The 19,161-nt window shown below is 67.4% G+C and carries 16 protein-coding genes; 10 read left to right on the top strand and 6 right to left on the bottom strand.

The features are described 5' to 3' along the window. Window positions 1-480: 480 nt before the first annotated feature. The 6 genes from B2G71_RS23200 to B2G71_RS23175 form a co-directional block, all read right to left on the bottom strand. Window positions 481-771: a hypothetical protein gene (locus B2G71_RS23200; protein ID WP_098109032.1), complete on the bottom strand. Its 291-nt coding sequence runs from the start codon at window positions 769-771 to the stop codon at window positions 481-483. 126 nt (window positions 772-897) lie between these two features. Continuing rightward, window positions 898-1,701 (bottom strand): enoyl-CoA hydratase/isomerase family protein, encoded by an 804-nt coding sequence (locus B2G71_RS23195; RefSeq protein WP_098109031.1) that lies wholly within the window; start codon window positions 1,699-1,701, stop codon window positions 898-900. 128 nt (window positions 1,702-1,829) lie between these two features. Beyond that, window positions 1,830-2,909: a PA0069 family radical SAM protein gene (locus B2G71_RS23190; protein ID WP_098109030.1), complete on the bottom strand. Its 1,080-nt coding sequence runs from the start codon at window positions 2,907-2,909 to the stop codon at window positions 1,830-1,832. 134 nt (window positions 2,910-3,043) lie between these two features. Further along, the gene (gene moaB / locus B2G71_RS23185) at window positions 3,044-3,571 is read right to left on the bottom strand and encodes a molybdenum cofactor biosynthesis protein B (protein ID WP_098109029.1); all 528 of its coding nucleotides are present in this window, start codon (window positions 3,569-3,571) and stop codon (window positions 3,044-3,046) included. Further along, entirely contained in the window at window positions 3,561-5,312 is a 1,752-nt protein-coding gene (locus B2G71_RS23180) for a lytic transglycosylase domain-containing protein (RefSeq protein ID WP_240530326.1), read from the bottom strand. The genes moaB and B2G71_RS23180 overlap by 11 nt, the downstream gene beginning before the upstream one ends. 70 nt (window positions 5,313-5,382) lie before the next feature. Further along, the gene (locus tag B2G71_RS23175; protein WP_098109033.1) at window positions 5,383-6,174 is read right to left on the bottom strand and encodes a hypothetical protein; all 792 of its coding nucleotides are present in this window, start codon (window positions 6,172-6,174) and stop codon (window positions 5,383-5,385) included. Between the two features lie 92 nt (window positions 6,175-6,266). Here B2G71_RS23175 and B2G71_RS23170 point away from each other — a divergent pair, with 92 nt between their 5' ends. The 10 genes from B2G71_RS23170 (at window position 6,267) to B2G71_RS23125 (ending at window position 18,979) form a co-directional block, all read left to right on the top strand. Next, window positions 6,267-7,919, top strand: coding sequence for an electron transfer flavoprotein-ubiquinone oxidoreductase (locus tag B2G71_RS23170; protein ID WP_098109027.1), 1,653 nt, complete (start codon window positions 6,267-6,269; stop codon window positions 7,917-7,919). A 215-nt stretch (window positions 7,920-8,134) separates the two neighbouring features. Continuing rightward, window positions 8,135-8,482: a hypothetical protein gene (locus B2G71_RS23165; protein WP_098109026.1), complete on the top strand. Its 348-nt coding sequence runs from the start codon at window positions 8,135-8,137 to the stop codon at window positions 8,480-8,482. 14 nt (window positions 8,483-8,496) lie between these two features. Beyond that, window positions 8,497-9,318: a 4-(cytidine 5'-diphospho)-2-C-methyl-D-erythritol kinase gene (locus tag B2G71_RS23160; RefSeq protein ID WP_098109025.1), complete on the top strand. Its 822-nt coding sequence runs from the start codon at window positions 8,497-8,499 to the stop codon at window positions 9,316-9,318. Beyond that, window positions 9,315-10,046, top strand: coding sequence for an N-formylglutamate amidohydrolase (locus B2G71_RS23155; RefSeq protein ID WP_098109024.1), 732 nt, complete (start codon window positions 9,315-9,317; stop codon window positions 10,044-10,046). The genes B2G71_RS23160 and B2G71_RS23155 overlap by 4 nt, the downstream gene beginning before the upstream one ends. Before the next feature lie 71 nt (window positions 10,047-10,117). Next, window positions 10,118-11,974: a dihydroxy-acid dehydratase gene (gene ilvD / locus B2G71_RS23150; RefSeq protein WP_098109023.1), complete on the top strand. Its 1,857-nt coding sequence runs from the start codon at window positions 10,118-10,120 to the stop codon at window positions 11,972-11,974. A gap of 4 nt (window positions 11,975-11,978) precedes the next feature. Then, window positions 11,979-12,335, top strand: coding sequence for a hypothetical protein (locus tag B2G71_RS23145; RefSeq protein ID WP_098109022.1), 357 nt, complete (start codon window positions 11,979-11,981; stop codon window positions 12,333-12,335). Next, a complete protein-coding gene (locus B2G71_RS23140; RefSeq protein WP_098109021.1) occupies window positions 12,319-13,719 on the top strand; it encodes an NAD(P)H-hydrate epimerase in 1,401 nt (466 codons plus the stop codon). Before B2G71_RS23145 ends, B2G71_RS23140 begins: the two co-directional genes overlap by 17 nt. After that, entirely contained in the window at window positions 13,716-14,924 is a 1,209-nt protein-coding gene (locus tag B2G71_RS23135) for a class I SAM-dependent RNA methyltransferase (RefSeq protein ID WP_098109020.1), read from the top strand. Before B2G71_RS23140 ends, B2G71_RS23135 begins: the two co-directional genes overlap by 4 nt. Before the next feature lie 153 nt (window positions 14,925-15,077). Further along, window positions 15,078-17,906 carry a TonB-dependent receptor gene (locus B2G71_RS23130; protein ID WP_098109019.1) on the top strand — a complete coding sequence of 943 codons (2,829 nt, stop codon included), beginning with the start codon at window positions 15,078-15,080 and terminating at the stop codon, window positions 17,904-17,906. Window positions 17,907-17,923: 17 nt separating this feature from the next. Then, window positions 17,924-18,979, top strand: coding sequence for a phytase (locus tag B2G71_RS23125; RefSeq protein WP_098109018.1), 1,056 nt, complete (start codon window positions 17,924-17,926; stop codon window positions 18,977-18,979). The last annotated feature ends 182 nt before the right edge of the window (window positions 18,980-19,161 follow it).

The raw sequence follows: 19,161 nt of genomic DNA, 5'->3' as shown, positions 1-19,161 counted from the left end.
CCACAACAGCTCGCCACAGCCCGCCGCGAATGGCCCTGCGCCGTCCCAGAGCCAAAATCGCATTGTTCACGGACGACTAGCTCGAAACTGATTAAGATTTCTGACCAGCGCATTGTGACTATTTTGTCGGCATCGGTAAATCGACGACCACATTCGGGACCGGTCCGCCGGCCCGGGCGCGAGCATCAAGCTCGCCCCCGTCTGTGCGGATGCCGCGGGACAAACGTGACGCGCATCGCCAGTGTGACCGGTAACGGAACGTGGTTAAGGCCGTCGCAAACCCATCGCCGGCTTGTCAGGAGGCGCCGACACGATGGCTGCGTCGGGAAATCCAGGCCGACGTGCCCTCGCCGTGGCGACAAGATTGGCCGGAGCGTGGATCTCCGTCAGAACGCCCCCGCCATTAAAAAGGCCCCGTTCCCCGGCGGGGTGAACGGGGCCTACAGCCCAGCGACCCTTTGGCTGTCGGGTGAGTTTGTCTTACTGCTTCGAAATCTTGTCGGTCGCGGTATCGACCGCGTTCCCGACCGAATTGGCCGCGTCGCCGACTTCGTTGGCGGCGCTGGCGATCGCATTGTCCTTGGCCGCCTCGCTGGAGGACGTCTGGCTGAACAGGTAGATGCCACCAACAACGGCCACGAGCAGGACCAGCGCCATGATGACGCCGGCACCGCCACCGCTGCGCGATTCGCCTTCGCGGATGATCGTCGTATGCGTCGCGGGCGCGCGCTCGGCGTCCCCCTCGACGGTAGTAATATGTTCCTCGGCCATGGTATTTCCTCCTCGGGTTCACCTGGTCGTTGCGAGGTAAAACACCCGGGATGCGATCCGGTTTCCCGAAAAATGTAATGCGACTTAATCTTTGTTGTTTTCTTTTTTGCCCCGCCGTGCCCCGCCCTAGCGGTCGCGGTAGATCGGCGTGCGCTTTTCGCGAAAGGCGGCGACGGCTTCGGAAAAATCTTCGCTCATCAGCATCATGACCTGCTGGCGGTCTTCCACCGCCATTGCGTCGGACAGCGAGCGTGCATCGAGATTGCGGTTGAGCGCCTCCTTGGTGAGGCGCAGGCCCATTGGGGCATTGGCGACCATCTCGCCCGCAAGCGCGAGGCCTCTGTCGAGCAGTTCGTCGGCCGCCACTTCCTCGCTGACCAGGCCGCAGGCGAGCGCCTTGCGCATGTCCATGAACCTGCCGGTGAGGATGTATTCGCTGGCGACCGAGGCGCCGACGAGGCGCGGCAGGAAGTAACTGCAGCCAAGGTCGCAGCCGCCCAGGCCGACTTTGATGTAGGCCGCGTTCATCCTGAGGTCTGGCGTGCCGTAGCGCACGTCGCTCGCCAGCAGCAGCGAGAAGCCCGCGCCGCAGGCGGCGCCGTGGCCGAGACCGACGATCGGCTGCGGACAGGCGCGCATCCGTTCGATGATCCCGGCGATGGTGCGCTGGAGCCGCCAGTAATGCTGTAGCGTGCCGCGCGAACCATCGTTCTCCCACCCCGCCAGATCGAGCCCGGCGCAGAACGCGCGTCCTTCCGCGCGCAGCACCACCGCGCGCACCTCGGTCCGCTCGCACAGCCCGGCGAAATAGTCGCGGAGTGCGAAGGCCATGGGCTCGTCGAGCGTGTTGAGCGCTTCGGGACGGTTGAGCGAGAGCACCTCGATCGGGCCCTGGGTTTCGACGCGGATCGGGGCGTCGGCGCTGGTCATGACGGTTTGCTCCTGCGTCGGTTTCTGGCGCCGACAAGAGCGCCGCGCGTGCGAGAAGACAAGGCGGCGCGGGGCAAGCATGCTTGTCCGTCGCGGTTTTCGAGACCGCGGCAGGGGCTCCCCTCGGCCTAAAGAAGCGAGAGTTGTCCGTCGAGCGAGGGCGGGCGGAACCGCGTGCAATCGAGCGGCACGGCGGGCTGGCCCATGCCGTGCCGCTTCATCGCGAGGCGGAAGCGCTTGCGGAAGAGATCGGCCCAGACGCCGTCGGGGCGCATCCGCGTGCCGAAGTTCGGATCGTTGTCACGCCCGCCGCGCATCGAGCGGATCGTCGCCATGACCTTGCCCGCGCGATCGGCATAGTGGGTTTCGAGCCATTCGCGAAACAGCGGGGCGACTTCGTGGGGAAGGCGCACGATGATCCAGGTCGCCGCGCTTATGCCTCGCGCGGCCGCCTCCTCGAGGATCGCCTCGATGAAGTGGTCGGTGATCGCGGGGATCACCGGCGCGACCGAGATGTGGCAGGGCACGCCTGCCTCTGCCAGCTTGCCGAGCGCGGCCATCCGCTTGGCGGGTGAGGCGGCACGCGGTTCGAGCCGGCGCGACAGGCGAGGATCGAGGCTGGTTACGGAGATTCCCACCGAGACGAGGTTCGCTCGGGCCATCTCGACGAGCAGATCGAGATCGCGCAACACGCGGTCGGACTTGGTCGTGATCGTCACCGGATGGCGCGTCTCGAGGCAGACCTCGAGTACCTCGCGGGTTATGCGGTAGCGCGCCTCGATCGGCTGGTAGGGGTCGGTGTTGGTGCCCATCGCGATCGGTGCGGGGACGTAGCCGCGCTTGGCCAACGTGGCGCGCAGTAGCCGCGCTGCGTCCGGCTTGGCGAAAAGCTTCGTCTCGAAGTCGAGCCCCGGCGAGAGATCGTGATAGGCGTGGGTCGGCCGGGCGAAGCAGTAGATGCAGCCGTGCTCGCAGCCCCGGTAGGCGTTGATCGAGCGGTCGAAGGGAATGTCGGGCGAGCCATTGAAGCTCAGGATCGTGCGCGGATGCTCGATGGTGACACTTGTCCGCAGGTTTTCCACAGGGCCGTCCACCGAGTCGTGCACATCGAGCCAGTCGCCGTCCGCCTCGCGCGCCGCAAGGCCGAAGCGGCTCGAAGGCGCGCCGGACTGCGCGCCCCGGCCGTGATTCGCTGCTCGATTTGGCATCGCGCGGAAAGAACATAAAGAGAACGAAATTGCAACCGCCGTTCGCGCTCGGGGCAACGGATCTCTATATCGCCCCCGCCCGCGATGACGAGGCCACGTCTACGCCTGCCAATCCTCGCTGCGGACAGTCACGCTCAGCTCTCGCGCAGGCGCGGCATCAGCTCGACGAAGTTGCATGGGCGGTTGCGGCTGTCGAGCTGCTCGGCGAGGATGCCGTCCCAGCCGTCCTTCACCGCGCCGTTCGAGCCGGGCAGCGCGAAAATATAGGTGCCGCGGCTGACCACGGCATGCGCGCGCGACTGCACCGTTGAGGTGCCGATGGTGCGGTAGCTGAGCCAGCGGAACAGCTCGCCGAAGCCGGGAATGTCCTTTTCCTTGACGCGGTCGAGCGCCTCGGGCGTGACGTCGCGGCCGGTGAGGCCGGTGCCGCCGGTGGTGACGACGGCATCGATTGACTGGTCGTCGATCCAGTTGTTGAGGCGGCTCGCGATGCGCATCGCATCGTCGCGCTCGATCGCGCGCGCGGCGAGCTTGTGTCCGGCGGCCTTGATCCGCTCCGCGAGGATGTCGCCCGAAGTGTCGTCTTCGGGCGTGCGGGTGTCCGAGACGGTCAGCAGGGCGATGGCGACGGGCTTGAACTCGCGCGTTTCGTCAATGGCCACGCAGGACAGCTCCGTTCGCCGCCATGCGCACGCCTTGCGAGCCGGCTAAACCGGGGAAAGTCGGCCACATGTCCTGCGCGAGCGCCATGCGGCTTTCCGAATCGCCGCCGGCCTGCCGCTCGTACATCCAGTAGTTGCGCATGACGATGTTCACGTAGCCGCGCGTCTCCCAGTATGGGATCGATTCCATCCACAGCAGCGGATCGCCCTGGTCGTTGACCTCGCTGTTCCAGCGCGTGACCGGGACCAGCCCGGCGTTGTAGGCTGCCATGACCTTTGGCAGCAGCCCCTGCGTACCCGATGCGCTCTGGAGCATTTGCAAGTGGCGTTGGCCGAAGGCGAGATTGACTTCCGGCTTGTTGAGATCGTTGGCATTGCCGGTGTAGCCGAGCGTGCCCGCGTGATCCTGGGCCGCGGCGGGCATGATCTGCATCAGCCCGCGCGCGCCGGCGGGGCTGACGACGCTGGCGCGGAATACCGATTCCTGCAGCGCATGGGCGTAGACCAGCGCGGGATCGACCTTCCAGCCGTCAACCGGAGTCCACTTCGGCGTGGGAAAGCGCGTCGCGGGCTCGGGCTTGCCGCCGTAAGGGGCATTGTAGGCCATCCAGAGCTGGGTCGAGGGCAGTCCCATGTCGCGCGCCAGCCGGCTCAACGGCTCGAACTGCGCGGGATTGCCGATCCGCGCCTGGTGCCGCAGCACCTCGTCGGCAAGGCCCGGCTCGCCGATCTCGTTGAGCGCGACCGCCGTACGCACGTTTTCGACGCCGCGAAGCTGCTGCCAGTCGGACTGCGCGAAATCGGCGCCGTGGTGCTGCTCGGGAACCTTGAGACCGAGGCTCTCGTAGGCGAGCATGCCGTAGAGCGTCTCGTCGCGCTTGGCGGCCATCTTCAGCACGGCGGCGGCCTGCTCGGGCTTGCGGCAGCGCACCAGCGCGCGGCTCTGCCAGTAGTAGGAGGCTGAAGTCAGCTCATCGTTGGTCGAGCGCGCGGCTGCGTTGCGGAAGGCGTCGGCCGCGCCGTCGCAGTCGCCCAGGCGCCAGGCGGCGAGCCCGGCGGTCCACCACGCTTCGCCGACCCAGGGGCCGGTGCCCTGCGTCGCGCGCTGCGCCAGTTCGTAGGCCGGGGCGTCCTGATTTTCGATATAGAAGCTCCATGCCACGCGCTGGCGCCACTCGGCGCGCGCGGACGGGCTGAGCGAGGCCTCGATACCGTCGAGCAGGGTACGCGCACCCAGCGGATCGTCGTTCTTGATACGGTCGAGAATGCTCGCGGAAATCCCCGCCGGCATGGTCCCGTCGTTGATCGTGGCCGGCTTGATACGCTTGGCGATCGCGGGAAGCCGCGCGAACTGCTGTTCCGCGGGCAACTGGGGAAGGCTTGCCGCGCCGCGCTTCAGCGCGAGGCGGCCGATCTGTTCGGCTTCGGGGAGATCGGCGCTCTTGGCCAGCCAGGCTTCCAGCTCCGGCAACTCGATCTTGGGCGAGCCGGCGGCGAGATAGTATTCGGCGCGGGCCTGCTGATGGAGCGGACCATCGGGCCGATCGGCGAACATCTGCTGGACCTTGACCCAGTCCTTGCGCTCGATCGCGTCGAACACCGCGCGGTAGTAAGCGCGGTCATCGTGGCTGAGCAGCGAGGGAACCGCGCTGCGGTCGGCGCGGTTACGGAAATAGTCGACCGCGGCGCTGTTGGCGTAGGCCGGCACCGGGCCCGCGAGTGCGGCGCAGCAGGCGGCCAGCAAAGCTTTCCTGATGACGGTATGCAATTTCGGTATTCCCTGATCCTTGACCCCGGACATGTTCCAAATGTCACCCTGCTTCGTGCGCGGTATCGTCCGAGCCCCATTCGAGCCAAGCCTTCCACAAGGCGGCCTTCCAGGCCGGGCGATCGCTCATGCCACCCAGTCCTCTAGCGGCAAGCATGGGTATCGTCATGCCTTCTTGGTTAAAGCTGCGTAAAACGGCAGCGCGTTGCGGCAGTTCGTGGCCAAGTAGCGGCAAGATGTTGAAACCCAGCACGAGCAGCCGCTGTGGCGCGGCAAGGGCGATATGATGCGCGGCGACTTGCGCAAGAGGCGCGAGATCTGCGCCGCGCCAGTCGATGCCCGGCGTGTGGCGCGGCAATACGCTGGCGACGTAGATCGCATTCGCCGCGAGGCCCATCGCCTCGGCGATCGCCGCGAGCAGGGTGCCCTCCGGGCCGGAGAGCAGCGTTTCGCGATCCTCGCGCTCGGGCTCGGGGACGAGCACCATGAGCCGCGCCTTCGCTTCGCCGCGCGGCGGCACGCGGCGGCCCGTGCGTCCTTCATCGAGTGCGGGCTCGCTGAGCCACCAGTCGCGAAACGCGGCGAAGTCCTTCGGCAGGGCCTCCGGTTCGAGCATGGCGGCAGCGGGGCGGTCCGCTGGCGCGCGCACGCGCGGCGTCTCGGACTGGCCGCCGCCGCGCATGTCTCCCGCCCCCTCCGTCCCGGCGTCGTCGGCAGGCGCGGCGAGCCAGGGCGCGGGGGCATCGGCGAAGTCGCAATCGACGCCCGCTTCGCGCCACCAGTCGAGCGCCGCCGCGAATTGTCGGGCAAGGTCGGGTTTTGTCCCCACGGTCATGCTGCGGGTCTTGACCTGCCGCACTCCACCAATCAAGGCACTTGCGAGCTTTGTTGCGCAATGAAAGTCACGAGAACAGGACCAGAAGGCCCATGACCGAACGTGAATCCATGCCCTATGACGTCGTGATCGTCGGCGGAGGCCCGGCCGGTCTCTCGACCGCGATCCGGCTCAAGCAAGTCGATCCGGAACTGAGCGTCTGCGTTCTGGAAAAGGGTTCGGAGATCGGCGCGCATATCCTGTCGGGCGCGGTCCTCGATCCCAAGGCGCTCGACGAGCTGTTGCCCGACTGGCGGGACGAAGGCTGCCCGATGGCCGAGACTCCGGTGACCGACAACTGGCACTGGTATCTCACCAAGGGTTCCAGGCACGCGATGCCGCACTTCATCATGCCGCCGTTCATGTCGAACCACGGCAACTATACCGGCTCGCTCGGCAATCTTTGCCGCTGGCTGGCCGAGAAGGCCGAGGAACTCGAGGTCGAGATCTTTCCCGGCTTCCCCGCGTCCGAAGTTCTGTTCGACGAGCAGGGCAGGGTCACCGGCGTCGCCACCGGCGACATGGGCGTGGCGCGCGACGGCAGCCACAAGGCTGACTACCAGCCGGGCATGGAATTGCTCGGCAAGTACACCGTCTTCTGCGAAGGCGCACGAGGTCATCTCACCAAGCAACTGAAACAGAAGTATGAACTTGATGCGGATTGTGAGCCGCAAACCTACGGGATCGGCATCAAGGAGCTGTGGGATATCGATCCCGACAAGCACGAGCAGGGCCGGGTGATCCATACCCAGGGCTGGCCGCTGTCCGAAAGCGACAATTGGGGCGGCGGCTTCCTCTACCACCAGGCCAACAATCAGGTGGCGCTCGGTTTCGTCGTCGCGCTCGATTACAAGAATCCCTGGGTCTACCCCTTCGAGGAATTCCAGCGCTGGAAGCAGCACCCCGAGATTCGCGGGATCCTCGAGGGCGGCAAGCGGGTGGCCTACGGCGCGCGGGCGATCAACGAGGGCGGCTGGCAGTCGGTGCCGAAGCTGGCGTTTCCCGGCGGCGTGCTCGCGGGGTGCTCGGCGGGCTTCGTCAACGTGCCGCGCATCAAGGGCAGTCACACCGCGATGAAGAGCGGCATGCTCGCCGCCGAGGCGATCGCCACCGCGATCAAGGCCGGCCGCGAGCAGGACAGCCTCGACGAATACGACGCGGCGGTGCGCGAAAGCTGGATCGCCAAGGAACTCAAGCTCGTCCAGAACGCCGAACCGCTGGTGGCGAAGTGGGGCGGCGAACTCGGCACCGTGCTGGCGGGCGCCGACATGTGGCTGCGCACGCTGTTCGGTTTCGGCGTCGCCAGGCCGATGAAGCACCACCCGGACTACCGCGCCACGGGCCGGGCGGACCTCTACGAGCCGATCGTCTATCCCAAGCCCGACGGCGTGATCAGTTTCGACCGGCTTACCAGCGTCTCGTACTCGTTCACCAACCACGAGGAGGACCAGCCGTGCCACCTCGTGCTCAAGGACCCCGAATACCCGACCTCGGTCGAGCTTCCGGTCTACGGCGGGCCCTCGACGCGCTATTGCCCGGCGGGCGTCTACGAGTACGTTGCGAACGAGGACACCGGCGAGATGAAATTCCAGATCAACTCGCAGAACTGCGTCCACTGCAAGACCTGCGACATCAAGGACCCGGGGCAGGAGATCGTGTGGACTGCGCCGGAAGGCGGCGGCGGTCCGAACTACCCGAACATGTAGCAAGCGGAAGGAGTCGGTTATGCGCGAGGAAGACTGGCGACGGGCTCCGGCCGGATCGGGCGAAGACCTTGGACTGACTCGCCGCGGCGCGATGACCGCGGGTTTCGCCGCCTTCACCGTATGCGCGCTAGGGCCAGCCGCGCAAGCTCGGCTATGGCGCCGCGCTGTTCGATTTCGCGCCGGGCAATGTCATCACCCCGCACGGGCACCGCAATATGGTGTCGGCGCATCTGGTGGTCGATGGCGCGTTCCGCATCCGCAATTTCGATCGCGTCGGCGACGAGGAAGGGGCGATGATCGTGCGCCCCACCCGCGACTACGTCGCCTCCACGGGGATGCTTTCGGCGATGTCCTCGCCGCGCGACAACATTCACTGGTTCGTGCCGCATGGCGGGCCGGCGCGGACTTTTGATGTCGTGATCAGCGGAATCGACCCCGAACAAGCGCCCTATGAAATTGTCGCGATCGATCCCGTCGGCGGCGTCATCCGTCGGGACGGCAGCATCCGCGCGCCCGTGATGAGTTTCGAGGCGGCCTCGGCAAAGTACGACGCGACCGTTTGAATGGAACTCCGCCGATGAGCGGGCGCCCGATCGCGGAGACCGCCTATGCCAAGATCAATCTCGCGCTGCACGTTCGCCGGCGTCGCGAGGACGGCTACCATGACCTCGAGACGCTCTTCGCCTTCGTCGATGACGGCGATCGTCTGACGGCCCGTCCGGCCGAGCGCGACGAAATCATGATGCGTGGAGAGTTCGCCGCTCAACTCGATGATCCGTTTGGCAATATCGTCGCGAAGGCTCTCACCCTTCTGCCGCACGGGCGGGGCTGGGCGGTCGAACTCGACAAGCGCCTGCCGGTCGCGGCGGGGCTCGGCGGCGGCTCGGCGGACGCGGGCGCGGTGTTCCGCATGATCGAGGCCACGCGTGGCTTGCCCGACGACTGGCGTGCGCGGGCCGCGAAGCTCGGCGCGGACGTGCCCGCCTGCGTGCGCAGCGAGGCATGCATCGGCACCGGCACCGGCACCGATCTCGCGTCCGTCGCCAACGACCTCGCCGGAACGCCGGTCCTGCTGGTCAACCCGCGCATTCCGCTCGCGACCGGGCCGGTCTTCAAAGCGTGGGACGGTGAGGATCGCGGACCGCTGCCCGAAGGCAACCTGCGCCACATCGCCCTGGCAGGCCGGAACGACCTCGAAGCGCCGGCGACCGCCATCGCGGCGCCGATCGCAGAGGTGCTCGATGCTCTGCGCGAGACCGGGCCATGGCTTGCCAGAATGTCGGGCTCGGGCGCGACCTGCTTCGCGCTCTATGACGACATAGCGGCGCGCGATGCGGCGGCCGCGCGGTTCGCCGAGGTGCGATCCGGGTGGTGGCAGATGACGGGAGTCCTGCGTTGAGCCAAGAGACCGATGCCTGGCGCCTCCTCGGCGATCCCGCGCGGGGCGGGTTGCTGATCGTCGCCGACCATGCCTCGAATCGCGTCCCCGGCGACATCGCGCTCGGCATCGATCCCGCGCTGATGGACGAGCACATCGCGATTGACATCGGCGTCGCCGGGGTCGCCGCGATCATGGCGCGCACGCCCGGCACCGCCGCGCTGCTCGGCAACGTCAGCCGTCTCGTCTGCGACACCAACCGCACCGAGGCCGATCCCGCCGCGATCCCCGAGGCGAGCGACGGGCACCCCATCCCCGGCAACATCGGCATCGACCGTGAGGCACGGCTGGCGCGCTTCCACCGCCCCTTCCACGCCAAGCTGACCGAACTGCTCGAAGCCGCGCCGCCCGCGCTGACCCTAATCCTGCACAGCTATACCCCGCGCCTTGCCAGCAAGCCCGGCGAGCTGCGCCCCTGGCACTGCGGCCTGCTCTACGACCAGGACGATCGCGGCGCCCGCCTCGCCGAACCGCTGCTCGCGGCCGAGGGACTGGTCGTCGGCGACCAGCTTCCCTATTCGGGCAAGATCTACAACGCCGCGATCGAGCGCCACGTCGAAAGCGAGGGCCGCCCCTACCTCTACATCGAGATCCGCCAGGACCTCATCGCGGACGCGGCGGGGCAGGCCGAATGGGCCGAACGCATGACCCGCGTGTGCAAGAACGTTGCGCTCGCGGTCGCGGAATAGGTGATTTTGTGCTTCGGTCGCCCGCGCGTGTAAGGTAGGGGAGCGCGCAAAGACCTATCGGAGTTAGCGAAATGCCCGCCTATCGTTCCCGCACCACCACTCACGGCCGCAACATGGCGGGCGCGCGCGGACTCTGGCGCGCGACGGGGATGAAGGACTCCGACTTCGGCAAGCCGATCATCGCGGTGGTGAACTCGTTCACCCAGTTCGTGCCGGGCCATGTCCACTTGAAGGACCTTGGCCAGCTCGTCGCGGGCGAGATCGCGGCGGCGGGCGGCGTCGCCAAGGAATTCAACACGATCGCGGTCGACGACGGCATCGCCATGGGCCACGACGGCATGCTCTATTCGCTGCCGAGCCGCGACCTCATCGCCGACAGCGTCGAATACATGGTCAACGCCCACTGCGCCGATGCCATGGTCTGCATCTCGAACTGCGACAAGATCACGCCGGGCATGCTGATGGCGGCGCTGCGGCTCAATATTCCCTGCGTGTTCGTCTCGGGCGGGCCGATGGAGGCGGGCAAGGTCGTGCTCAAGGGCAAGGAGCACGCGCTCGATCTCGTCGATGCGATGGTCGCCGCCGCCGATGAGGCCTATTCCGACGAAGACGTGAAGAGCATCGAGCGCTCGGCTTGCCCGACGTGCGGATCGTGCTCGGGCATGTTCACCGCCAACTCGATGAACTGCCTCACCGAAGCGCTCGGGCTTTCATTGCCGGGCAACGGTTCGATGTTGGCGACGCATGCCGACCGCGAAAAGCTGTTCCGCGAGGCCGGGCGCCAGGTCGTCGACTTGTGCCAACGCCACTACGAGGGCGACGACGAGACGGTACTGCCGCGCGCGATCGCCAGCTTCGGCGCGTTCGAGAACGCGATGAGCCTCGACATCGCCATGGGGGGCTCGACCAACACCGTGCTCCACCTCCTCGCCGCCGCGCACGAAGCGGGCGTGGACTTCACCATGGCGGACATCGACCGGCTCTCGCGCAAGGTGCCCTGCCTGTCCAAGGTCGCGCCGTCGAAGGCCGACGTGCACATGGAAGACGTCCACCGCGCCGGCGGGATCATGGCGATCCTGGGCGAACTCGACCGGGCGGGGCTGCTCAACCGCGACCTGCCGACGGTGCACTCCAAGTCGATCGGCGAGGCCATCGCGCGCTGGGACATCGCGCTCCAGCCTTCGAGCGACGTGCGCGAATTCTACGCCGCCGCGCCCGGCGGGGTGCCGACACAGACCGCCTTCAGCCAGTCGCGCCGCTGGGAGGACCTCGACATCGACCGGGAAGGCGGTGTGATCCGTTCGGCCGAACACGCCTTCTCGAAGGACGGCGGGCTCGCGGTGCTCTCGGGCAATATCGCGCGCGACGGCTGCATCGTGAAGACGGCCGGGGTCGACGAGAAGATCCTCAAGTTCACGGGCAAGGCGCGCGTCTACGAAAGCCAGGACGCGGCGGTCGCGGGTATTCTCGGCGGTCAGGTCGAGGCGGGCGACGTCGTCGTGATCCGCTACGAGGGCCCGCGTGGCGGCCCCGGCATGCAGGAAATGCTCTATCCGACGAGCTATCTCAAATCGAAAGGGCTCGGCGCGGCTTGCGCGCTCCTCACCGACGGGCGCTTCTCGGGCGGAACCTCGGGCCTGTCGATCGGCCACGTTTCGCCCGAGGCGGCGGAGGGCGGGGCGATTGGCCTCGTCGAGAACGGCGACACGATCGTGATCGACATTCCCAACCGCACGATCAACCTCGCGATTCCGGACGAGGAACTGGACCAGCGCCGCGCGGCGATGGAGGCGAAGGGCGACGCCGCCTGGCAGCCGGTCCACCCGCGCAAGCGCCGCGTCTCCGCCGCGCTTCAGGCTTATGCGGCGATGACCACCAGCGCCGCGCGCGGCGCGGTGCGTGATGTCAGCCAGCTCAAGCGGGGTTGAGCGCATGAAGCGTCTCGCGCCGGTTCTGTTCGCGTTCGCCGCAGCCTGCTCGTCGGCATCGGAGGCGCCCGAGGTCGCCGAGGGCGAGGAGCACGTCGCCTGCGCCGTAGCCGGGGCGAGCGAGATGAAGCCGGTTTGCGCGGTCGAGCGTTCCGAACTCGACGGCAAGCTCTCGCTCGTCGTGCGCCATCCCGACGGGGCCTTCCGCCGCTTCGACGTGCTTTCCGACGGACGCGGCCTTGCCGTCACCGACGGCGCGGATGAGGCGCAGACCACGCTCGAGGGTGACAAGCTCGCAGTGACCGTGGGCGAGGACCGCTATCTCTTTCCGGTGACTGCGAAGCGTGCCGCGGGGAAGTGAGCAGGTCCTGACGGTCGCGCAGATGCGCGCGGCCGAGCAGGCGCTGATCGACGCGGGGACCAGCGTCGAGGCGCTGATGGACCTTGCCGGTCGCGGCGCAGCCGAATGGGTCTGGCGCATGGCCGGCCGCCACAAGGTCACCGTGTTGTGCGGACCGGGCAACAACGGCGGCGACGGCTACGTCATTGCCGAGACGCTGCGCGCGCGGGGCGGACAGGTTCTGGTCATCGCTGCGAGCGAACCGGGTACCGACGCGGCGCGCAACGCCCGCTCGCTCTATCGCGGCGACGTGCTGGGCCCCGATGCGGCCGCGTCGGGCGAAGTCTTCGTCGATTGCCTGTTCGGCAGCGGACAGACCAGGGCGCTCGGCGAGGAGCACAAGGCGCTCGTCTGCCGTCTCGCCGCCGCGCATCGCCACGCGATCGCGATCGACCTGCCGAGCGGGATCGACACCGATCGCGGCATGCCGCTCAACGATGGTCTGCCGCGCTACGATCTCACCGTCGCGCTCGGTGCCTGGAAACTCGCTCATTTCCTGATGCCCGCTGCCGCCGCGATGGGGGCGCTGCGTTTCGTCGGGATCGGCGTCAAGCCGACGCCTGGGGCCGCACAGACCATCCGCCGCCCCCGCATCGCCGCTCCCGAAGCGGATTCGCACAAGTACCGGCGCGGCCTGCTCGCGGTGGTCGGCGGCGCCATGCCCGGTGCGGCCATGCTGGCGAGCACCGCCGCGCAGCACGCGGGCGCCGGTTACGTGAAGCTGTTCGCCGAGTGCGCGGACGGCGCGCCGTTCGACCTCGTGGTCGATACCGGCGAGCTGTCGGACGTGCTCACCGACGATCGCAATTCGGCGGTGCTGGTGGGCCCCGGGCTCGGTCGCGGCGGAAAGGCGCGCGAGCGGCTCGCGACCGCGCTCGCCGATGCGGCGACCGTCGTCGCCGATGCCGATGCGCTGGTCCTGCTCGGCCCGCGCAGTCTCGCGGGGCGCGAGGCGGCGACGATCGCAACGCCGCACGAAGGCGAACTCGTCGCGCTGGAACGCGGCTTCGATCTTCCGGGCAGCGGCTCGAAAGTGGAGCGCGCGGCGGCTCTGGCGCGCGCGAGCGGGATGATCGTGGTCGCCAAGGGCCCCGATACGATCGTCGCCGCGCCCGACGGACGCCTCGCCTGCGCGCCGCGCGCGACGAGCTGGCTTTCGACCGCCGGGACGGGCGACGTGCTCGCCGGCGTCATCGCCAGCCGCGCGGCGACTGGGGGCGATCCTTTCGACGCCGCCTGCGAAGGCATCTGGCTCCACGCCGAAGCCGCGCGCCGGTGCCCGCCGGGCTTCAGCGCGATCCAACTCGTCGCCGCGCTTCCCGCCGCGCTCGCCGCCTGCCTGTGAACGAACCCGGCAGTATCGTTCGCGTCGCCGCCAAGGGCGACGGCGTCACGGCTGACGGCCGCCACGTGGCTGGCGCCGCGCCGGGCGACATGCTGCTCGCCGACGGCACGCTCATCGAAGGTCCGCACCACGCCGCGCCGCCCTGCCGCCATTTCAGCAAGTGTGGCGGCTGCCAGCTCCAGCACCTTGACGAGACGGCGCTGGCGCGTTTTGTCGCCGAGCGGGTCGGCAACGCCGCCGAAGGGCAGGGGCTCGCTGTGGCGACGCTTGGCGCCGCACATCTTTCGCCGCCGCAGGCCCGCCGCCGCGCCACGCTGCACGCGCAGCGCATCGGCGGGCGGGTCGTGCTCGGCTTCCGCGAGGGCGGATCGCACCGCATCGTCGACCTTGCCGAGTGTCCGGCGCTGCATCCCGCGCTCTTCACCATGGTCGCGCCGCTGCGCAGGCTGCTCGCGGGGCAGCGCGGCAAGCGGCTCGCGGCCGATCTCGAGATGACGCTGTGCGATCAGGGAGTGGACCTTGCCGTCAAGGGGCTCGCGGTCGAAGGCCTGGAGGCGACCGAGGCGATGCTCGACTTCGCGCGCGACAATGCGCTCGCGCGCCTGACGCTGGACCAGGGATTCGGTCCAGAGGCGCTGTGGGAGCCCGATCCGGTGACGGTGACTCTCTCGGCGGTTCCGGTCGGGCTCCCGCCCGGCGCGTTCCTCCAGGCGACCGCCGACGGCGAGGCCGTGCTGGTCGGCGCAGCGCGCGAATGGCTCGCGGGCGCGGCCACCGTGGCTGACCTCTTCGCTGGGCTCGGCACCTTTGCCTTCGCGCTCGCTGGCCCCGGCACCAGGGTGCTTGCCGCCGAGGCGGCGCGCGAGCCGCATCTTGCCTGCAAGGCGGCGGCGGGCAGGGCGCAGCGCCCGGTCCATGCGCTTCACCGCGACCTGTTCCGCAACCCGCTGCGGACCGAGGAACTCGACCGTTTCGCCGCGGTGCTGCTCGACCCGCCGCGCGCCGGTGCGCGTGAGCAAGTGGCACAGATCGCCGCGAGCCGCGTCGAGCGCGTGGTTTACGTGAGCTGCAATCCCTCGAGCTGGGCACGTGATGCCGCGACGCTTCAGGAGGGCGGCTATCGTCTTGCCGAGCTGCGTCCGGTCGGTCAGTTCCGCTGGTCGACGCACGTCGAGCTGGCCAGCCTCTTTGTCCGGCAAGGCTGATTCCGCGCCTGCGAAGAAAATCCTAATCGTCCCGATTCAAGCGGTTCGGCGCCCGATCGGGTGACCGTCACGAGTCTGTCATTCGATTGGCACGCAAGTGTCATCGAGCGCACCTAGACGCGCCCCCAACAAATCGCATGAGGGGCTCAACCGATGAACATTCGCAATTCGCGCCGCGCGCTGGCGGTCGCACTGCTCGCGTCCGCCGCCGCGCTTCCCGGCCTGGCGCACGCCGGTGAACTGGCCGGAAGCGCGGTCGATTCGACCGGGACTCGCGCCCTTCAGGCCGTGACGGTCCGCATCGTCGAACTCGACCGTGTAACCCACACCGACCGCGACGGGCGTTTCGTCTTCGCCGACGTTCCGGCGGGTACCTACACCGTCGAAGCGCGCTACGTCGGCGCCGAGGCGATGACCCGCAGGGTGACGGTGACCGAGGCCGGCATCGTCGAGGCCGACTTCGCGCTCGAGGGCATCGGCGGCGAGGACATTCTCGTTGTCGGGCCGGCGGCGAACCAGGCCAGCGCGCTTTCGCGCCAGCGCGCCGCCGACGGCGTGGAAAGCGTGCTAACCCGCGACGCGATCGGCCAGTTCCCCGACCAGAACGTCGCCGAATCGCTGCGCCGCCTTCCCGGTATCAACATCCTCAACGATCAGGGCGAGGGCCGCTTCGTCTCGGTTCGCGGTCTCGACCCCGAACTCAACTCGACCTCGCTCAACGGCGTGCGCCTGCCCGCGCCTGAATCCGACGTGCGTTCGGTAGCGCTCGATGTCATCTCGTCGGACATCATCGAATCCATCGTGGTGAAGAAGTCGCTCACGCCCGACATGGACGCCGACACCATCGGCGCCTCGATCGAGATCAACACCACCAGCGCCTTCGACCGCAAGAAGGATTATTACGCCGCCAAGATCGAGGGCAGCTACAACGACTACGCCAACGTGGTCACGCCCAAGGGCAGCGTCGACTTCTCGACGAAGCTTTCGGACAATCTCGGGATCGCCGGCGGCCTCTCGTACTACAAGCGCAAGTTCGAGACCGACAACGTCGAGGCCGACGACTGGGAAGAAGAGGACGGCGTCGCCTACGCCGAGGATCTCCAGTACCGCGACTACGATGTCGAGCGCGAGCGCATCAGTGCCGCCATGTCGATCGACTTCCGCGCCTCGGATACGACCACGCTCTATGCACGCGGCAATTTCAGCCAGTTCGACGACCAGGAATACCGCCGCCGGCTGAGCTTCGATTTCGGCGACTCCGCGCCGGTCGGCGGCACCGCCGACACCGCGGTGTTCGAGGACTCCAACGGCGAGATTCAGGTCGAGCGCGACATCAAGGACCGCTTCGAACGTCAGCGCATCCGCTCGCTTGTTCTCGGCGGCGACACCGACACCGGGACCTGGAAGTTCAACTGGTCGGCGAGCTGGGCCAAATCCTCCGAAAAGGAGAACGGCTCGGTCGACCCGGCCAAGTTCGAACGCAAGTTCGAGGACGAGGGCTTCGGCGTCACGCTCGACTACTCCGATCGCCGCCTGCCGCTGTTCAACGTGACCTCGAACAACGGGCTGTTCATCGATCCCGGCCAGTACGAACTCGACGACATCGAATACACCGCGCTGTCGAGTTCGCAGGACGAGGAATACGCGCTCAAGGGTGATATCGCGCGCGAGTTCGCGATGGCCGGCGGCACTTTTACCGTGCAGGCGGGCGCCAAGGCGCGCTGGCGCGACAAGACCTACGACAAGACCGTCGAATTCTACGAGAACGACGACCTCACGCTGGCCGATGTGCTCGGCCAGCAGACCTATCGCTTCACCGTGCTCGAGCCGGTTCCCAGCTACACCGGCGCGACCGACTACTTCCACGACAACTTCGATGCGTTCGAATTCCAGGAGATCGACAGCATCTTCGATTCGGCGGTCGAGGATTACGCGGTCAGTGAGGACATCGTCGCGGCCTACCTGCTCGGCAAGTGGGAAACCTCGACGCTGCGGGTAATCGGCGGCGTACGTTACGAGCGCACCAAGAACGTGATCGACGGCAACACGGTCACGCTCGCCGAGGAAGGCGCGGTGGTCGACGGTGTTGAACTCGAGGACGACACGGTGTTCATCGAGCCGGTCCGGTTCCGCCGCAAGTACGAGGACTGGCTGCCCAGCCTCACGCTTCGCTTCGAGCCGAAACAGGATCTCGTCCTGCGCCTCGCGGGCTACAAGAGCCTGGTGCGGCCCAAGCTGTCCGCGCTCGCCCCGCGCTTCGCGGTCGAGCAGAACGACGACAACGAGCGCGAGGGCGAGTTCGGCAACCCCGATCTCAAGCCTTACAAGGCATGGAACATCGATGCCGACGTCGCCTATTACTTCTCTGGCAACGGCGCGGTCTCGCTGGGCGGCTTCTACAAGACCATCGACAACTTCATCGTCGAGGCCGAGTACGAAGCAGACGACGCACCCTACAACGGCGTCTATCGCGGCATTGCCTTCGATGAGGCGGTGATCCCGATCAACGGCCGCAAGGCGGAGGTCGCCGGTATCGAGGCGAGCTTCAGCCAGGCGTTCACCATGCTGCCTGCGCCATTCGACGGGCTGCTGACCCAGCTCAACTACACCTACACCTGGTCGGAAGGTGAACTGTTCGATGGCCGCAAGATCAGGCTGCCGAGCAATTCGAAGAACACGTTCAACGCGGTGCTCGGCTACGACAAGGGGCCTTTCACGCTGCGCGTCGCGGGCACATATCGCGACGCCTATCTCGACGAGATCGGCGGCGATCCCGGCGAGGATCGCATCGTCAACGACCATTTCCAGGTGGACATCTCGGCCAAGTACCGGCTCACTGACCAGATTCGCCTCTTTGCCGACTGGATCAACGTGAACAACGCCAAGTACTTCGCCTATCAGAACAACGGGGGCGGTCAGCAGCTCCTGCAGTATGAGAAGTACGGCCCGACCTTCAAGTTCGGCGCGCGGATGACGTTCTGATGCAGCCGTTTTTTCAAATGCGATCGAGTGCTCTTCTGGCTCTAGCGGCGTGCGTATCCGGATGCGCCACCGCCGGGTCGACGGCGGGCGTGTCCCTGCCCGCCGTCGACATAGTCGCCAAAGGCGAGACGGCCCCGGTCGGCACGGCCAAGGCGGATGCGGCCGACGATCCGGCGATCTGGCGCAACGCCGCCGATCCAGCCGCGAGCCTCGTGCTCGGGACCGACAAGAAAGCGGGGCTCTACGTCTACGGCCTCGATGGCAAGACCCGCGATTTCGTCGCGGCGGGCGCGCTCAACAATGTCGATCTGCGTGAACTCGGGGACGGGCGCATTCTCGTCGCGGCGAGCGACCGGACCGACCCGGCCCGGCCACGGATCGCCCTGTTTCTGCTCGACGGCCGGAGCGCCAGGCTCACGCAGCTTGGCGCTCATCCGTTCCTGCCAGAATCACACGGCCCCGCGGAGGCCTACGGCTTCTGTATGGGCAAGGCGCTGGGCGAAGGCGAACTGGCGCGCGCCTATGTGGTGATGAAGGACGGCGAAGTCGCCGAAACCGCGCTCGTCGAGAACGCGGGCGCGATCGCGCCGCGCTATCTTCGCTCGATGAAGGTCGCCACGCAGTCGGAAGGCTGCGTCGTCGACGATGTCACCGGCAACCTCTACCTCGGCGAGGAGAACGTCGGCATCTGGCGGTTCGACTTGTCGCAGCCTCAGCCGGGGGCGCAGAGCTTTGCCGAGGTCGGTGTCGCCGACGGCCTCGTCGCCGACGTCGAAGGACTTGCGATCGATCGGGGCGAGGGCAGGTCCTGGCTGATCGCGTCGAGCCAGGGCGACAATGCCTATGCCGTGTTCGACCTCGCCACGGGCGATCCCGTCGGTCGCTTTCGCATCGCCGCCGGTTCCCTGGGCGCGACCAGCGAGACCGACGGTATCGAACTCGCGACCGGATCGTTCGGCGATGCCTACCCGCGCGGCCTCTTCGTCGCGCAGGACGGTGACAACGCGCCAGCCGCGCAAAACTTCAAGTTCGTCGACTGGGGAGTGATCGTTTCTTTGTTGACCGCGCAATAAAATTTCTCACGCTCGACTGGCTTCCGGCGGTGTTTCGGGTCTAATGCGTGGCGTCGGCCGAGGTAGCGATCGGCCGACCCGCGATAGACCCAGGAGAGAACCGCCATGCGCGCGACCCCAGACTTTGACTTTGCGCTTGGCGAGAGCGCGCGGATGATCCGCGAGACGACGGCGCGTTTCGC

The organism is Novosphingobium sp. PC22D (genome assembly GCF_002556635.1).
GTDB lineage: Bacteria > Pseudomonadota > Alphaproteobacteria > Sphingomonadales > Sphingomonadaceae > Novosphingobium.
This window is presented reverse-complemented; position numbering and strand designations above follow the sequence as displayed.